Consider the following 15,535-nt stretch of genomic DNA (forward strand, 5'->3'; position numbering starts at 1 on the left):
TGGACCGGCATTCCCACAGAAACGGCTTCAGCCCCTCCACTTGATCCTACCGGCATCAGCCGGTCAGTCATTCAGCTTGCTGAATGGAGATAAACGAAGCTTTTTTGTAGGCAGTATATGCTCAACTAGCGTACAGCTACGCGTGTAATGATAGACATATTTCTCATGATCCTGAAGCATGTACCAAAGATCGTGAGCCATGCCTTCAGCCTTTCATGTTATTTATTTGTCCCAATCGGTTCAAAATGCACCCGCAACTTCGTTGCCGCCGCGAGCTTCTCCAGCGCGTCATAGGCGGAGCGATAGGTCGGGTCCTTGTGCCATCCGGCAACGGATTCCTCCACCTGAATGAATTTCCTGCTCATCGGACATCTTCTATCCTATTGTTCGTCATTCCCGCGAAGGCGGGAATCCATCTCCCAGCGTTGTCTCTGGTGAAGAGTTCAGGAAATGGATTCCCGCCTTCGCGGGAATGACGATTTGGCTGGTTGTGTACGACCGTTACCCCTCCGCTGGCAGATAAATCTCCCCGCCCTTCTCTTTGAAGCGTTCGCTCATTTCTTCCATGCCCTTGATCGCGGCGGCTTTGCTGGCCGCTGCGGTTTCCGCGCCGGTGGGGCCGGTGGCGATGAAGCCTTCGACGCCTTGATTCTGTTTGGCGGCGAAGTCGCGGACTTCCTGGCTGATCTGCATCGAACAGAATTTGGGGCCGCACATCGAACAGAAATGGGCGGTCTTCGCACCTTCGGCGGGCAGGGTCTGGTCGTGGAACTCCTCCGCCGTGTCGGGGTCGAGCGACAGGTTGAACTGGTCGCGCCAGCGAAATTCGAAGCGCGCCTTTGACAGGGCATTGTCCCGCACCTGGGCTGCCGGATGCCCCTTGGCCAGATCGGCGGCGTGGGCGGCGAGTTTATAGGTGACGACGCCGACCTTCACATCGTCGCGGTCGGGCAGGCCCAGATGCTCCTTGGGCGTGACATAGCAAAGCATCGCCGTGCCGTACCAGCCGATCATGGCCGCGCCGATGCCGCTGGTGATATGGTCATATCCCGGCGCAATGTCGGTGGTCAGCGGGCCGAGGGTGTAGAAGGGGGCCTCGCCGCATACCTGTAGCTGCTTGTCCATATTCTCCTTGATCTTGTGCATCGGCACATGGCCGGGGCCTTCGATCATCACCTGAACATCCTGCGCCCATGCCTTGTGCGTCAATTCGCCCAGCGTGTAGAGTTCGGAAAACTGCGCTTCGTCATTGGCGTCGGCGATGGAGCCGGGGCGCAGGCCGTCGCCCAGGCTGTAGGCGATGTCATACGCCTTCATGATCTCCGTAATCTCGTCGAAATGTTCGTAGAGGAAGCTTTCCTTGTGATGGGCAAGGCACCATTTTGCCATGATCGAGCCGCCGCGCGACACGATGCCGGTGACGCGCTTTGCCGCCATCGGAATGTAGGCGAGGCGGACGCCCGCATGGATGGTGAAATAATCGACGCCCTGTTCGGCCTGTTCGATCAGGGTGTCGCGGAAGATTTCCCATGTAAGGTCCTCGGCCACGCCGCCGACTTTCTCCAGCGCCTGATAGATTGGCACGGTGCCGATGGGGACGGGCGAATTGCGGATGATCCATTCGCGGGTGTCATGGATGTTGCGACCGGTGCTGAGGTCCATCACCGTGTCCGCGCCCCAACGGATCGACCACACCATCTTGTCGACTTCGTTCGCCACATCGGATGCGACGGCGCTATTGCCGATATTGGCGTTGATCTTCACCAGGAAATTGCGGCCGATCGCCATCGGTTCGGATTCGGGGTGGTTGATATTGTTGGGGATGATGGCGCGGCCACGGGCGATTTCGTCGCGGACGAATTCGGGGGTGACATAGTCGGGAATGCTCGCGCCGAAGCTTTCACCATCGCGGACATATTCGACCAGTCGCGCACGGCCCAGATTTTCACGCTCGGCCACATATTCCATTTCCGGCGTGATGATGCCTTTGCGGGCATAGTGCATCTGGCTGACATTCATGCCGGATTTGGCGCGCAGGGGGCGTTTGACGACATTGGGGAAGGGGGCGACGCCAGCGGAGCGGTCGGGACCTTTCAGGCCGTTGTCTTCCGGCTTGATCTCGCGGGCGTCATATGCCTCGACATCGCCGCGCGCCATGATCCATTCGCGACGAAGCTGGGGCAGGCCAGCCATGATGTCGATGCGGGCCTTGGGGTCGCTATAGGGACCGGATGTATCGTAAACGCGGACAGGCGCCTCGCCGCCTTCCAGGTCGATTTCGCGCATGGCAACGTTCAGCGGGCCGACATGGACCTTCCTAGATCCCCGGATCGGGCCAGTGGTAACGCGCATTTCGGTGCGGGCGGGAATGTCTGCCATCTATACTCTCCTTCGTGGCGGGGAGAGATAAGCGGCGTTTCGGGTGAAAAACCACTCCCTCCCTCCGCCAGTGTCAACTGGATCAGGTTCAGCGGGTCGTGGCGCGATCAGCCACCTCTCAACCACATCGTTGTGGTCCCCCGGGGATGGTGGGCAATGTAGGGGCTTTGCCGGGGCAGGGAAAGGGTTAATCTGCCGGGCCGGTCCTTATGTGCCCTTGGTCAAACTCCGCACGAAGCCGATCAGGCCGGTCTGACGGCTGCGGCGAAGGCGTTCGGCGGCCAGAATGTCGCGCACCTGTTCGAAACAGGCGTCTACGTCCTTGTTGATGAGAACATAGTCATAGCCGTCCCAGTGGCCGATTTCGGCCGCGGCACGCTCCATGCGGGCAGCGATCACGTCGTCGCTGTCGGTGGCGCGGCTGTGCAGGCGGCGTTCCAGTTCCTTCATCGAAGGAGGCAGGATGAAAACCCGCACAACATCACCGCCTGCCTGCTGGTACAGTTGTTGTGCGCCCTGCCAATCGATATCGAACAGGACATCCTGCCCCTCCGCCAACGAAGCTTCAACCGGCGCGCGCGGGGTGCCGTAACGGTGGCCAAAGACATGCGCCCATTCCAGGAATTCGCCGTCCGTCGCCATTTTCTTGAACTGGGCCTCGTCGACGAAATGATAGTCGACACCGTCGGTTTCGCCCGGACGGATTGGCCGGGTCGTGGCGGACACAGAAAGCTTGATATGCCCATCGGCAGAGAGAAGTTTGCGTGCGATGGTGGACTTGCCGGCCCCCGAGGGGGACGAAAGAACGAACAGGAGGCCGCGACGGGCGGGCGGATCAGTCAGTGCCATGGCCGCTAGTGGCGCAAGCACAGGGGAAAGGTCAAGAGGGGTCGGGTGCGGAGTCGGCGTCTTTCACCGCCGCTTTCACGTCAGCGGCGCGTTTCGCATTGACATTGCGCTTTATCTTTAAAAGTTGACGCGCCACCATGACGCCGCCGATGATGATCGCACCCGGCACGGACCGGCGCATCACCGTGCCCACTGCAAGACCGGCCAACATGCCAAGCGGCCCTGCCTTGGCGCCCTCCGACTTCACGTGATTGGTGATGACGACGCGTGCGATCTTGTGCAGCATGACCATGTCCTTTCTTGCCCTCTTGCATTCAGATATAAGGTCCGGCCAACGCCACGCAACCGGCGCGCCTTCTTGCTACCCCACCATCTTGTCAGGGCGGACCAGACGATCGAACGTTGCAGCATCGATCATTCGCAGTTCCAATGCCGCCTGCTTTAATGTCTGACCCGTTTCATGAGCGTGCTTGGCGATCTTTGCCGCCTTGTCATAGCCGATTTCAGGCGCAAGCGCCGTGACCAGCATCAACGACCGTTCGACCAGTTCGGCAATACGGGCACGATTGGGCTCAAGCCCTGCCAGTGTGCGCTCGTTGAAACTGTGAATGCCGATTGCAAGCAGACCGATCGACCGCAACACATTGGCCCCGATCAAAGGCTTGAAGACGTTCAGTTCCAGATGTCCCTGAAGCCCGCCAACGGTGACAGCAGTGTGATTGCCGATCACTTGCGCGGCCACCATGGTCAACATCTCGCATTGGGTGGGATTGACCTTTCCCGGCATGATCGAGCTGCCCGGTTCATTGGCTGGCAGATCCAGCTCGCCAAGGCCTGACCGCGGGCCGGAACCGAGCAGTCGGACGTCGTTGGCAATTTTCGTCAGCGAAACGGCAAGGGTGTTGAGTGCGCCCGATAGTTCCACCAGCGTGTCGTGTGCGGCAAGCTCGGCAAACTTGTTGGGCGCGGTGGTGAAGGGAAGGCTGGTGATCGCACTGATTTCGCAGGCCATATCCTCCGCGAATTGTGGCGGGGCATTAAGGCCCGTGCCGACCGCCGTGCCGCCCTGCGCCAGCGCGTATAGACGCGGCTGAACATCCTCCAGCCGCGAAATATTCGCTGCGGCCTGGGTGGCATAGCCGGAAAATTCCTGGCCCAAAGTCAAAGGCGTTGCATCCTGCAAGTGAGTGCGGCCGATCTTTACGATATCGTCCCAGCGCCTGGCCTGCTCGGCCAAACGGGCATGAAGGCGGGTCAGTGCGGGAAGGAGATGGCCATGCAGGGCACGCGCCGCGGCGATATGCATTGCGGTGGGGAAACTGTCGTTGGAGGATTGCCCCCGATTGACATGGTCATTGGGATGAACTGGCGTCTTGCCGCCACGCTTTTTACCAAGCTGTTCATTGGCATAGCCCGCAATGACTTCATTGACGTTCATGTTGGATTGCGTGCCGGAACCGGTCTGCCAGATGACCAGAGGGAACTGATCGTCCAGTTCGCCCGATCGAATGGTGATGGCGGCATCCTCTATCGCTTTGGCAATTTTCGGATCAAGGCCGTGGCGGGTGTTGATGCGTGCGGCGGCCTGCTTGACGATAGCGAGTGCGTGGATGATGCCGATGGGCATATGTTCGGCTGGACCGAAGGGGAAATTTTCGATGCTGCGCTGGGTCTGCGCGCCCCAATAGACGCTGGCCGATACGTCTATGGGGCCAATCGAATCAGTTTCTATGCGGGTGTCGGGCATGATGAACGCTCCTGATGCCGCCCAATCAGGGTGACAATCCGATATTGGGAGACGCCGAGAAAAAAGCCAGCCTTTCTGCCGGGCTTATTTCTTTTTGCCGAAATCGACCGTGACGACGTTGGAGCCGTCTTCACTTGTTGCAGGCGGGATGTCGTTTTCCGCTTCTTCATGTGGTTCGGGCTCTTCGCCTGCGCCTTGAACCTGAAATTGCAGCGCAAAATTGACGGCGGGATCGACAAAGGCGGTGATTGCTGAAAAGGGAATGATGAGCAGGGAAGGAATTTGGTTGAAGGTCAGGCTGACCTCAAATCCTTCCGGAGTGACCTTCAGATCCCAGAATTTATTCTGGAGTACGATGGTCATCTCATCGGGAAAGCGCTCGATCAGCCTTTGAGGGATCGATACGCCCGGTGCGCCGGTCTTGAATGTGATGTAAAAATGGTGGCTGCCCGGAAGGCCGCCCGACGCCTCAATCTCGCCCAAAACGCGGCCGACAACGGCGCGCAAGGCTTCCTGCACGATTTCGTCATAGGGAATCAGGCTGTCTGGCAGGTCGTCACTCATGATTGCCCTTCGTAACGCAGGCATCGGGCGGGTCAAGCACCGACATTGTTGCATGGAATGATTCTGGCGTTATAGGGATCGCCATGCGCAGCGCGGAAATCCATCGCAAGACGGCGGAAACGTCGATCGACGTCGAAATTGATCTCGACGGTACGGGCGAATATGAAATTTCGACGGGCATTGGTTTTCTGGACCATATGCTGGAGCAATTGTCGCGCCATTCGCTGATCGATCTGAAGGTTAGCGCAAAGGGCGATCTGCATATCGATCAGCACCACACAACCGAAGATACCGGCATTGCCATTGGTGAGGCGGTTGCCAAAGCGCTGGGTGACCGCAAAGGTATCACGCGTTACGGCCATGCTTATGCGCCGATGGATGAAACGCTGACACGTTGCACTCTGGACATCAGCGGGCGGCCCTTCCTGGTGTTCAAGGCGGAATTTTCAACGCCGCGTCTGGGCGAAATGGATACGGAACTGTTCGAACACTGGTTCCACAGTTTCGCGGGATCGGCTGGCATCACACTACACATTGAAAATCTGTACGGTGCCAACAATCACCATATCATCGAAAGCTGCTTCAAGGCGTTGGCCCGCGCATTGCGCACCGCGGTCGAAATTGACCCGCGCAAGGCCGATAGCGTCCCCTCGACCAAGGGTACGCTAGGCGGGCAATGACCGGCATCGTCGCTCTGGTGGATTATGGAGCAGGCAACCTCCATTCCGTTTATAATGCGTTGAAAAAAGCGGGTGCGGCGCATGTCGAGGTGACAAGCGATCCTGCATTGGTGCGCGGCGCGGCGCGGATCGTGCTGCCGGGCGTGGGCGCGTTTCGCGCCTGCCGGGACGCACTGGTCGCTGTCCCCGGGATGGTGGAAGCGATGGAGGAAGCAGTGCGAACGCATGGAGTGCCGTTCCTTGGCATCTGCGTTGGGATGCAGCTTTTGGCCGAGCGGGGTGAGGAGCATGGCATCCATGAAGGACTGGGCTGGATTCCCGGCGCCGTGCGAATGATCGAACCGGAGGACCCGGCGATCAAGGTGCCGCATATGGGCTGGAACGATGTGGCGGTGGTGCGCGAACACCCGTTGATTGTGCCGGGCGAGGCGTATTTTCTCCACAGCTATCATTTTGATGCGGTCGATGATGCCGATGTTATTGCGCGGACCGATCATGGTGGACCGCTGGTTGCGGCGGTTGGCCGGGACAATATCATCGGCGTGCAATTTCATCCGGAAAAGAGCCAGACCTATGGGCTGGAATTTCTCGCCCGCTTTTTGGAGTGGCATCCGTGAGCCTGATCGTTTTCCCCGCCATTGATTTGAAAGGCGGACAAGTTGTGCGCTTGGCCGAAGGCGATATGGACCGCGCCACCGTCTATGGCGACAATCCGGCGCAGCAGGCTGTCTTGTTCGCGGAAGCCGGTGCAGGGTTCCTCCATGTCGTCGATCTGGATGGCGCCTTTGCGGGCAAGGCAGTCAATGCGCAAGCGGTGGAGAGTATCATCGATGTTTTCCCGGGCCATGTTCAGCTTGGCGGCGGCATACGCGACCGTGCGGCGGTGGAGCGCTGGTTTGATCTGGGCGTGTCTCGCGTGGTGATCGGGACAGCAGCGCTTAAGGACCCGGAATTCGTGAAGGATGTAGCGCGAGAATTTGAGGGTGGTATTGTGGTTGCGGTCGATGCCCGCGATGGCTTTGTCGCAACCGAAGGCTGGGCAGAGAAATCGGATATGCCCGTGGCCGATATGGCGCGCCGATTCGAGGATGCCGGGGTCGCGGCCTTGCTGTTTACCGATGTCGGGCGTGATGGATTGCTCAAGGGATGCAATGTCGAGGCGACGGTGGACCTCGCCCGCGCTACCGACATCCCGGTAATCGCCAGCGGCGGGGTTGCTGGAATTGCCGATATTCGTATCTTGAGCCTGCATGTGCAAGACGGAATCGAAGGCGTTATTACCGGCCGCGCGCTCTATGACGGACGGTTGGATTTGAAAACCGCGCTGGCTTTGGCCGCGGCGTCATGACGGTCCGCACCCGCATCATCCCATGTCTGGACGTTGCCAACGGGCGCGTGGTGAAGGGTGTCAACTTCGTTGACCTTGCCGATGCGGGCGATCCGGTCGAACAGGCGCGGCTGTACGATGCGGCGGGTGCAGACGAACTGTGCTTTCTGGACATAACGGCAAGCCATGAAGCGCGCGGTACCTTGTTGGATATCGTGCGACGTACTGCGGAAGTGTGCTTCATGCCGCTAACGGTCGGCGGTGGCGTCCGTACCCCCGACGATGCGCGAGCGCTATTGCTTGCGGGCGCCGACAAGGTGGCGGTGAACAGTGCGGCGGTCGCGCGGCCCGAACTGGTTTCCGATCTGGCCGATCGCTTTGGCAGCCAGTGCGTCGTGGCAAGCGTGGATGCGCGGCGCGCAGGGGAAGGGCGCTGGGAAATCTTCACGCATGGCGGACGGCGCGCGACCGGAATCGACGCGCTGGGGCATGCGGCGCGGCTGGCGGAACTGGGCGCGGGCGAATTGCTGGTCACATCGATGGATGGCGATGGTACGCGGCGGGGCTATGACCTGGAATTGACGCGGGCCATTGCGGATGCGGTTTCCGTGCCGGTAATTGCCAGCGGCGGTGTGGGCACGCTGCAACATCTGGTCGAAGGCGTGGTGGAGGGTCATGCCAGCGCCGTGCTTGCCGCTTCCATCTTTCATTTCGGCCAGCACAGCATTGCAGAGGCGCATGCGGCGCTGGCGGCTGCCGGTATAGCGACGCGGTCGGCGGTTCAGGCCAGCTGACCCAAGGCAGCCCTCCGAGAGATGGTTAATGTCGGAAGCCTTTACATTAACCTAATCTCATTTCGAGCTGTTAACCAAACTGTTCACGGTAATCCGCTGCGGAAGGGGAAATGGCACATTCGATGCATATCTTTTGGTATATGTTTATTCGCTGACCAAAGGATTGACCGATGATTTTCAAACATGCTGCGCTGGCTACTTCCATGGCCCTGATATTCCTCGCCTCGCCGGCGAATGCCACACGGGGCGGCCACCACCATGGCGGTTCGTCTGGTGGATCGAGCGGAGGAATTTCCGTGCCGGAACCGACGGATTTCGCTCTGTTCGCAGCAGGTGTCGTTGGCTTGATGATCGGCCGTCGATCCAGCCGTAAACGTGCCGGACGCAAGGCCGAAAAATAAACGTTTTGAAGGTGGACCAAAGATTTTCCAGTTGACGGGTCCGGGGGGCATGTCCCAATTGCGGATATGAGCGGAACCCTGAAACGACTGGAAAACACCATCAAGGAGCGCCGGGTCGGTGACCCGGCGCTTTCCTATGTTGCCAAACTGACCGCTGCCGGACGCGCCAAGATGGCGCAAAAGCTGGGTGAAGAAGCAGTTGAAACGGTGATCGCTGCAATGGGTGGCGACGCAAAGGCGGTAACAGACGAAGCGGCGGATCTGATGTTCCACCTTGGGGTTCTGTTGGCGGACATGGACTTGTCCTTCGATGACGTCATGGCGGAGCTTGACCGGCGGGAGGGTGTATCCGGCATCGACGAAAAAGCGTCCAGAAAAGCGGAGTAGAGCCATGGCTGTCGATGCAACTTTGCCTTATGACAACCAGAATATTTTCGCAAAGATCCTGCGTGGAGAGATTCCATGCAAGCAGGTTTACGAGGACGAATTCGCTTTCGCCTTTCACGACATCAATCCCCAGGCGCCGACCCACATCCTGGTAGTTCCCAAAGGGCCTTATGTCAGTTGGGACGATTTCTCGCGCCACGCCGATGACGCGGAAATTGCGGGCTTCATCCGAGCGGTGGGTAAGGTCGCGCGTGATGCAGGGTTGGTGGAACGCGGCTACCGGCTGCTCGCCAATGCCGGACCGGACAGTCATCAGGAAGTACCCCATCTGCACGTCCACATTTTTGCCGGACAGCCACTGGGTCCCATGTTGGCGCGGTAGTTTTCCTATATCTGTTGCGTTGGCTTGTAATATACTTGCGTGACGTGATTTTAACGATAGTCTCTGCCCGATAAGGGGAGGCGTGTCCTGCTGGCTCGTCCCAAGCAGAGAGATTTTTGCATGATCTTTGGCCGCATTAAGTCACTTGACGCCATTCTCGCCACTGCAGAGAAAAAATCACTGCCTCGTTCTTTGGGGGCATTTCAACTGACCATGCTGGGCGTGGGCGCCGTTATCGGCACCGGCATTTTCGTGCTGACCGCCGAGGCCGCGCAGAAGGCCGGACCGGGCATGATGCTGTCCTTCGTGATTGCGGGTTTCGTATGCGCGGTTGCTGCGCTCTGTTACGCCGAAATGGCGGCAATGGTGCCGGTTTCTGGATCTGCTTATACATACAGCTACGCCGTCATGGGCGAACTGATCGCCTGGATGGTCGGATGGGCGCTGATTCTGGAATATGCGGTTGCCGCAGGCGCGGTATCGGTAGGATGGTCGGGTTATGTCGTTGGCCTTATCGAAAATGCCTTTCATGTAGATATACCCAAGGAATTGGTCCGCGGGCCGTTTGACGGCGGCTTGATCAATCTGCCCGCTATGGGGATTGCAGGTCTCGTCACATGGCTGCTCGTTATCGGGACCCGCGAAAGCGCCATGGTCAATGCGGTGCTGGTTACAATCAAGGTAGCGGCGCTGACCCTGTTCGTCATTCTGGCGTTGCCGGTCGCCAACATGGAAAACTTCCAGCCGTTTGCGCCGCTTGGCTTTGCTGGTATTTCGGCGGCGGCGGCCTCCATCTTCTTCGCTTATGTCGGCTTTGACGCGGTATCGACAGCCGCAGAGGAAACCAAAAACCCCCAACGGAACATGCCCATTGGCCTGATTGGTTCGCTCGCCATCTGCACCATATTCTACATTCTTGTTGCCGCTGGCGTGATTGGCAGTGTGGGTGCGCAACCAGTGGGCGGTCCTGATGGCGGAGCGCTTAATCCGGGCACCATCGAACTGGCGCAGGCATGCAGCGCTATCCATGAAGCCGCTGTCGTTTGTTCAAAGGAAGCGCTTGCCTGGACGTTGCGCGAAATCGGCTGGACACAGATTGGCAATCTCATCGGTCTTGCGGCAGGCCTGGCTCTGCCCTCAGTCATCTTGATGATGATGTTCGGCCAGACGCGTATTTTCTTCGTGATGAGCCGGGATGGGCTGTTGCCTGAAGTCTTTTCGAAAGTGCATCCGAAATTTCATACGCCCTACGTCATCACGATATTGACGGGCATTTTCGTGGCTTTGTTTGCGGCGTTCTTCCCAGTGGGCAAGCTTGCGGACATTTCCAATTCGGGCACGCTTTTCGCCTTTGCGGCGGTGGCGATTGCGGTTCTGGTGCTGCGCCGAACCGATCCAGGCCGCAAACGTCCCTTTCGTACGCCGGGCCTGTATTTTACTGCGCCCATTGCAGTTGCGGGCTGCGCCTATCTGTTTTTCAGCCTGTCGGATGATACCAAGTTGTTGTTTGTCGGATGGGCGGTGATCGGTATGATCGTTTACTTCCTCTATAGCTATCGCAAGAGCCATGTCGGGCGCGGTCTGACGGAAATGCATGAAGAGGATGTCGACATTCCGCCGCAGCCGGTTCCGCCGATGCCGGGCGCATCAACGCCGGGCGGAAAGGACGCCTGAGTCCAGCCGGGCCAGCGTTATTCGCTTACCCAGCTTGCCACCTGTGCGGCCACGTCGTTGGCAGCGTCATTAAGGGAGCCGCCCACGCGCTCGGCCTTGATCGCGCCGACCGGGCGGCTTGCTGAAAAACGTTTTTTCATGATGGTGGCGCCATCGGCTCCCATCTGAGTCGCATCATATGTCACGACCGCTTCGTTGGTTTGGGCATCGATGCCAAAGCGCAGCAATTCGCCTGTCAACTGCGTATTCGATTCACCTGAATATTGTCGTGGGTCCAACAGCACGCGGTTGGTCTTTGCCGCAATGGTTTCAGACAGGAGTCGCTGGAACAAACGGCCGGGCTGATCCACCCACTGGGCATCCTTGACATAAGCGACTGACGTGTCGTCGACCTGTACCGGAATTCTATTGGTATCCAGCATTCGTGGCGTTTCAGGAACCGCCACGACAAGGCTGCGACCGTTAGCAGTTGATCGGGCCGTTCCGGCCTCAAGCCTGCTTTGCGCCGTTAGCGTCAGAAGGCGTTCGGGCGTTTTCGCACCAAAGCTGACACAAGCTGCCAGCGGTGCGGCAAGCAGTAGGGGCAGGAGCAATTTGCGCATGAGCAATCTCATTTTCCCTTGTAATCTGGCAACTTCGGCGAACTCAATAGCGAACCTGCACCTTGCTGATTCAGTTTTTCGGTAACATCACTTAGCGATTTCGACATAGTCCGAAGGTCACGGACCAGAAGATCGACCTCGGGCATGGTCTTGGTGGAAAAGGTATGCAGGCCGGGCCGTGCTTCGCTGAGCGCCGCATCAAGATTGTCCATGCTGCGCTGGGCGGCTTGCACGGTTTTTTGCAGATCGGCCATCAGTGGGCGACCTTGCTGATCCAGCAATTCGTTCGTCGTGCCGGCAAGCTTGCCAATCTGTTCAGTAGCATTGCCAGCCTGTTCAATGGCGATTCGCGTCTGCGCGAGCATCGCCGCGATTTCCGGCGCACGGTCGGCAAACGATCCAGTCAGCTTTTCGACATTTGCCAATATGGAAGCAATGCTTGCCTGATTGCGGTCGGACAGCAATTCGGTCAGCCGTTCGGTCAGGGTCGACAGGCGCTCCAGCAATAGTGGTGCGTTATTGAGCAGTTCGCCGAGCGCTCCCGGCTTGGTCGGAATGACAGGTACGCCATCGGGACATTCGGATTTGATGTTCGTACGGGGGCAAGTGATCGGCGGCGCGCCCTTTACCGCCCCATCCAGTTGGATTTCGGAGACCCCGGTAAAACCAACGCCTTGAATGGTTGCGGTCGTGCCCTGCAGAATGGGGACGTCTTCCTTGACCGCGATGCGGACGCGGACAAAACTCGGGTCCCGTTTCCAGAGTTCGATTTCCTTCACCTGTCCCGACGGCACGCCCGAAAAGCTGACGCCCGATCCCTTGGCAAGGCCATTAACGGACTGCCCGAAATAGATATCGTAAAGCTGTTCATCACCGCTCGCCAGGCGTGAAAACCAGAACGCAGCGATAATTACCGCCGCCAGCAAAGCCAGCACGACGCTGCCGACCAATATATGGTTGGATCGTGTTTCCATCAGTTCCCACCGCCTTTGGGCTGTTTATGACCGGGGTTGCCGTTCAAGTCTACTTCATGTGCATTGAATGACGCCTTCGCCGCCCGGCTACGCGGGCCGTTGAAATATTCCTGAATCCAGGGATGATCGGTTGCCAGCAGCTCCTCGATCGTCCCGACTCCAATTACGCGTTTGTCGGCGATGACCGCGACACGGTCGCAAATTGCATAAAGCGTATCGAGGTCGTGCGTGATAAGGAATACGGTCAGACCGAGAGTTTGTTGCAGGCGCCGTGTCTGGTCGTCGAAGGCAGCGGCACCGATAGGATCCAAACCTGCGGTCGGCTCGTCGAGAAAGAGGAGGTCAGGATCAAGCGCCAGTGCCCGGGCAAGACCAGCGCGCTTTTTCATGCCGCCGGACAGCTCTGCCGGGAATTTGGGGCCGGCTTCGGCGGGAAGGCCAGCCATCTGTATCTTGTATGAAGCTATTTCCTCACGCAATTGCGGGTTGAGTTCCGGATAATATTCCCGCAGCGGTACTTCGATATTTTCCGCCACCGTCAGTGTGGAAAACAGTGCCCCGCCCTGAAACAAGACGCCCCAGCGCTTGCGTATGGCAGTGGCTTCGTCGTCCGCACGACCGATCATCGATTCGCCGAAGACCTGAATTTCGCCCTTGTCCGGAATCTGCAGGCCGATAATTGCGCGCATTAATACCGACTTGCCGGTGCCTGATCCCCCGACCACGCCCAGAATTTCGCCGCGCCGTACATCAAGATCCAGGTTTTCATGCACCACCTGTTCGCCAAAGCTGTTGCGCAGGTCGCGTACGCAAATGGCAATTTCGGCGCTCTTTGCCGCCTCTTCGACGCGCTGCTCGTCGGCCGCCGCTTGCTCGCCGTCCGTCATATCCAGCCAACCCAGGTGAAAAAGACCGCGAAAAAAGCGTCCAGCACGATGACCAGAAAAATCGCCTGCACGACGGCCGCAGTGGTGCGCAGGCCGACTTCTTCGGCGTTACCTTTGACCTGCATGCCCTGAAAGCAGCCGGAAATGGCGATGATCATGCCGAACACAGGGGCTTTGACCAGTCCGACATAAATATCAGTGATCGGCACCACCTCCCGCAGCCGTTGAACAAAGGTGATGGGGGGGATGTCGAGCGCAATTGCACAAAGAAAACCACCGCCGATGATCGCGATGATGGACGCATAAAAACTGAGTAACGGCATCATGATGATCGCCGCCAGCGCGCGGGGCAGCACCAGCGCTTCCATGGGCGATACGCCAATGGTGCGCATGGCATCAATTTCCTCAGTCAGCTTCATCGTGCCAAGCTGTGCGGCAAAAGCGGAACCCGACCGTCCCGCCACCATGATTGCGGTCATCAGCACGCCAAGTTCCCGAAAGGTGATTCGGCCGACCAGATTGATCGTCAGCACCTCTGCGCCGAACTGGCGAAGCTGGACCGATCCCTGTTGCGCGATGACAATGCCGATCAGAAAGCTCATCAGCCCGATAATGCCGAGCGCCGATACGCCAACTACTTCGAAGCGCTGTACTACCGCGTTGACCCGAAAACGCTTCGGGTGGCGCATCACGTTCCAGAATGCGACGAGCGTGCCCCCAAAAAAGCCAAGCATGCCGAGCAGGGTTTGGCCCGCAACGATCGTAGCCTGACCAATTTCACCCAGTACCCGGTGCAGAGCAGGGACATAGGGCGGGTGCAGATCAGCCGGCTGATCGGCCTTGCTAACTTCTTCGATCAGCCTTTGCGTGTCAGCATCGGCGCCTTCGATCCGTGCGTTATGCTCACGCGCTGTACGGTGGATCAACCATGCACCAATGGTATCAGCATGTTCGATAGCGCTTACGTCAATCAAAGCGACGTCGCCTTCCAGCGCCGCCAATCGATTGGGCAAATCTTCCAGATGGGCGATAGACAGGCTGCCGGTCAGCCGAATGATCCGGCCACCGTCGGTTTCCTCTTCACAATAATCCGCCCTGTTCGTCATTTGCGGTGGACAGTGGGATATTATCGATGGCACGGCAAGAGCAAAGCGGTGGTTACCTGCTTGGGAATCCAGAATGAAACAGGGAAATCCGGACCGACGGCATGGACAGAATCGCCATCTATGACATGGATAGGACCATCACTATTTCGGGAACCTATACGCCGTTTCTGCTGCATGTCAGTGCGCAGATGGCGCCCTGGCGATTGATATTGGCGTTTTTCATACCCTTTGTCATGCTTGCCTATGTGCTGCGCCTCATTCCACGCGCGCGGTTGAAGGAAATCAATCAGGCATTGATGATCGGGCATAATGTCAGACGAACGAAGCTGCAGCCGCATATCGAAAGCTATGCGGACAAGGTGATGGCGAAGAACGTCCGCAAAGGCGCGTTGGACAGAATTGCGCAGGATCGGGCGGAGGGCTACCGGCTTGTTCTCGCCACCGCATCCTACCGGCTATATGTAGAGGCGATCGCGGCGCGGCTGGGCTTTGACGCGGTCATTGCCACTGATCATCTCAATCAGGATCTCGATTATGTTCGGGCAAAGATCGCAGGTGAAAACTGTTATGACATAGCCAAGTTGCGGATGATCGAGGCCTGGATGGCAAGCGAGGGCATTGCGCGTACCAACAGCCACATACGCGCTTATTCCGATCATGTGTCGGACGCACCGATGCTGGAATTTTCCGATGAGGCCTATGCCGTCAAGCCACATCCTCCGCTTGCAAAGCTGGCATTGGAACGCGGCTGGCCAAGACTCGATTGGGCATGAAGCGCTTTT

General features: G+C 58.3%; 19 protein-coding genes and 1 riboswitch. Of the genes, 9 read left to right on the top strand and 10 right to left on the bottom strand.

The features are described from left to right. Window positions 1–218: 218 nt before the first annotated feature. The 6 genes from L3X40_RS09140 to L3X40_RS09165 all read right to left on the bottom strand — a co-directional run bounded on the left by L3X40_RS09140 (window position 219) and on the right by L3X40_RS09165 (window position 5,539). Entirely contained in the window at window positions 219–365 is a 147-nt protein-coding gene (locus L3X40_RS09140; RefSeq protein WP_237365338.1) for a hypothetical protein, read from the bottom strand. 136 nt (window positions 366–501) lie between these two features. After that, complete coding sequence (gene thiC, locus L3X40_RS09145) at window positions 502–2,379, bottom strand: phosphomethylpyrimidine synthase ThiC (RefSeq protein WP_237365339.1); 1,878 nt, start codon at window positions 2,377–2,379, stop codon at window positions 502–504. A gap of 42 nt (window positions 2,380–2,421) precedes the next feature. Then, window positions 2,422–2,532, bottom strand: a riboswitch (TPP riboswitch). A gap of 54 nt (window positions 2,533–2,586) precedes the next feature. Next, window positions 2,587–3,228, bottom strand: a complete 642-nt coding sequence (gmk, locus tag L3X40_RS09150) for a guanylate kinase (RefSeq protein WP_237365340.1) — start codon at window positions 3,226–3,228, stop codon at window positions 2,587–2,589. Between the two features lie 31 nt (window positions 3,229–3,259). Beyond that, entirely contained in the window at window positions 3,260–3,514 is a 255-nt protein-coding gene (locus L3X40_RS09155) for a hypothetical protein (RefSeq protein ID WP_237365341.1), read from the bottom strand. A gap of 75 nt (window positions 3,515–3,589) precedes the next feature. Then, window positions 3,590–4,975, bottom strand: a complete 1,386-nt coding sequence (gene fumC, locus L3X40_RS09160) for a class II fumarate hydratase (protein ID WP_237365342.1) — start codon at window positions 4,973–4,975, stop codon at window positions 3,590–3,592. Between the two features lie 84 nt (window positions 4,976–5,059). Beyond that, entirely contained in the window at window positions 5,060–5,539 is a 480-nt protein-coding gene (locus tag L3X40_RS09165; protein WP_237365343.1) for an SspB family protein, read from the bottom strand. Between the two features lie 83 nt (window positions 5,540–5,622). Between L3X40_RS09165 and hisB the strand changes: the two genes are divergently transcribed. The 8 genes from hisB (at window position 5,623) to L3X40_RS09205 (ending at window position 11,184) form a co-directional block, all read left to right on the top strand. Then, a complete protein-coding gene (gene hisB / locus L3X40_RS09170) occupies window positions 5,623–6,219 on the top strand; it encodes an imidazoleglycerol-phosphate dehydratase HisB (RefSeq protein WP_237365344.1) in 597 nt (198 codons plus the stop codon). Further along, on the top strand, window positions 6,216–6,836 hold the full coding sequence (gene hisH / locus L3X40_RS09175; RefSeq protein ID WP_237365345.1) for an imidazole glycerol phosphate synthase subunit HisH: 621 nt from the start codon (window positions 6,216–6,218) through the stop codon (window positions 6,834–6,836). Before hisB ends, hisH begins: the two co-directional genes overlap by 4 nt. Beyond that, a complete protein-coding gene (gene hisA / locus L3X40_RS09180) occupies window positions 6,833–7,567 on the top strand; it encodes a 1-(5-phosphoribosyl)-5-[(5-phosphoribosylamino)methylideneamino]imidazole-4-carboxamide isomerase (protein ID WP_237365346.1) in 735 nt (244 codons plus the stop codon). Before hisH ends, hisA begins: the two co-directional genes overlap by 4 nt. Then, on the top strand, window positions 7,564–8,340 hold the full coding sequence (gene hisF / locus L3X40_RS09185; RefSeq protein ID WP_237365347.1) for an imidazole glycerol phosphate synthase subunit HisF: 777 nt from the start codon (window positions 7,564–7,566) through the stop codon (window positions 8,338–8,340). Before hisA ends, hisF begins: the two co-directional genes overlap by 4 nt. 170 nt (window positions 8,341–8,510) lie before the next feature. Next, window positions 8,511–8,741, top strand: a complete 231-nt coding sequence (locus L3X40_RS09190; protein WP_237365348.1) for a PEP-CTERM sorting domain-containing protein — start codon at window positions 8,511–8,513, stop codon at window positions 8,739–8,741. Between the two features lie 66 nt (window positions 8,742–8,807). Continuing rightward, entirely contained in the window at window positions 8,808–9,128 is a 321-nt protein-coding gene (locus L3X40_RS09195) for a phosphoribosyl-ATP diphosphatase (protein WP_237365349.1), read from the top strand. 4 nt (window positions 9,129–9,132) lie between these two features. Continuing rightward, on the top strand, window positions 9,133–9,510 hold the full coding sequence (locus tag L3X40_RS09200; protein WP_237365350.1) for a histidine triad nucleotide-binding protein: 378 nt from the start codon (window positions 9,133–9,135) through the stop codon (window positions 9,508–9,510). 120 nt (window positions 9,511–9,630) lie between these two features. Further along, window positions 9,631–11,184: an amino acid permease gene (locus L3X40_RS09205; RefSeq protein WP_237365351.1), complete on the top strand. Its 1,554-nt coding sequence runs from the start codon at window positions 9,631–9,633 to the stop codon at window positions 11,182–11,184. A 17-nt stretch (window positions 11,185–11,201) separates the two neighbouring features. On the opposite strand, the gene L3X40_RS09210 is transcribed toward L3X40_RS09205, so the two are convergent. From L3X40_RS09210 to L3X40_RS09225, 4 genes are read right to left on the bottom strand one after another with little or no spacing between them, the layout of a single operon-like run. Next, a complete protein-coding gene (locus L3X40_RS09210; protein ID WP_237365352.1) occupies window positions 11,202–11,786 on the bottom strand; it encodes an ABC-type transport auxiliary lipoprotein family protein in 585 nt (194 codons plus the stop codon). 8 nt (window positions 11,787–11,794) lie between these two features. Further along, entirely contained in the window at window positions 11,795–12,760 is a 966-nt protein-coding gene (locus L3X40_RS09215; protein ID WP_237365353.1) for an MlaD family protein, read from the bottom strand. Further along, window positions 12,760–13,647 (bottom strand): ABC transporter ATP-binding protein, encoded by an 888-nt coding sequence (locus L3X40_RS09220; protein WP_237365354.1) that lies wholly within the window; start codon window positions 13,645–13,647, stop codon window positions 12,760–12,762. The genes L3X40_RS09215 and L3X40_RS09220 overlap by 1 nt, the downstream gene beginning before the upstream one ends. Beyond that, the gene (locus L3X40_RS09225) at window positions 13,644–14,753 is read right to left on the bottom strand and encodes an ABC transporter permease (RefSeq protein ID WP_237365355.1); all 1,110 of its coding nucleotides are present in this window, start codon (window positions 14,751–14,753) and stop codon (window positions 13,644–13,646) included. Before L3X40_RS09225 ends, L3X40_RS09220 begins: the two co-directional genes overlap by 4 nt. Before the next feature lie 101 nt (window positions 14,754–14,854). Here L3X40_RS09225 and L3X40_RS09230 point away from each other — a divergent pair, with 101 nt between their 5' ends. After that, on the top strand, window positions 14,855–15,526 hold the full coding sequence (locus L3X40_RS09230) for an HAD family hydrolase (protein WP_272907936.1): 672 nt from the start codon (window positions 14,855–14,857) through the stop codon (window positions 15,524–15,526). Window positions 15,527–15,535: the final 9 nt, after the last annotated feature.

Source organism: Rhizorhapis sp. SPR117 (assembly GCF_021742065.1).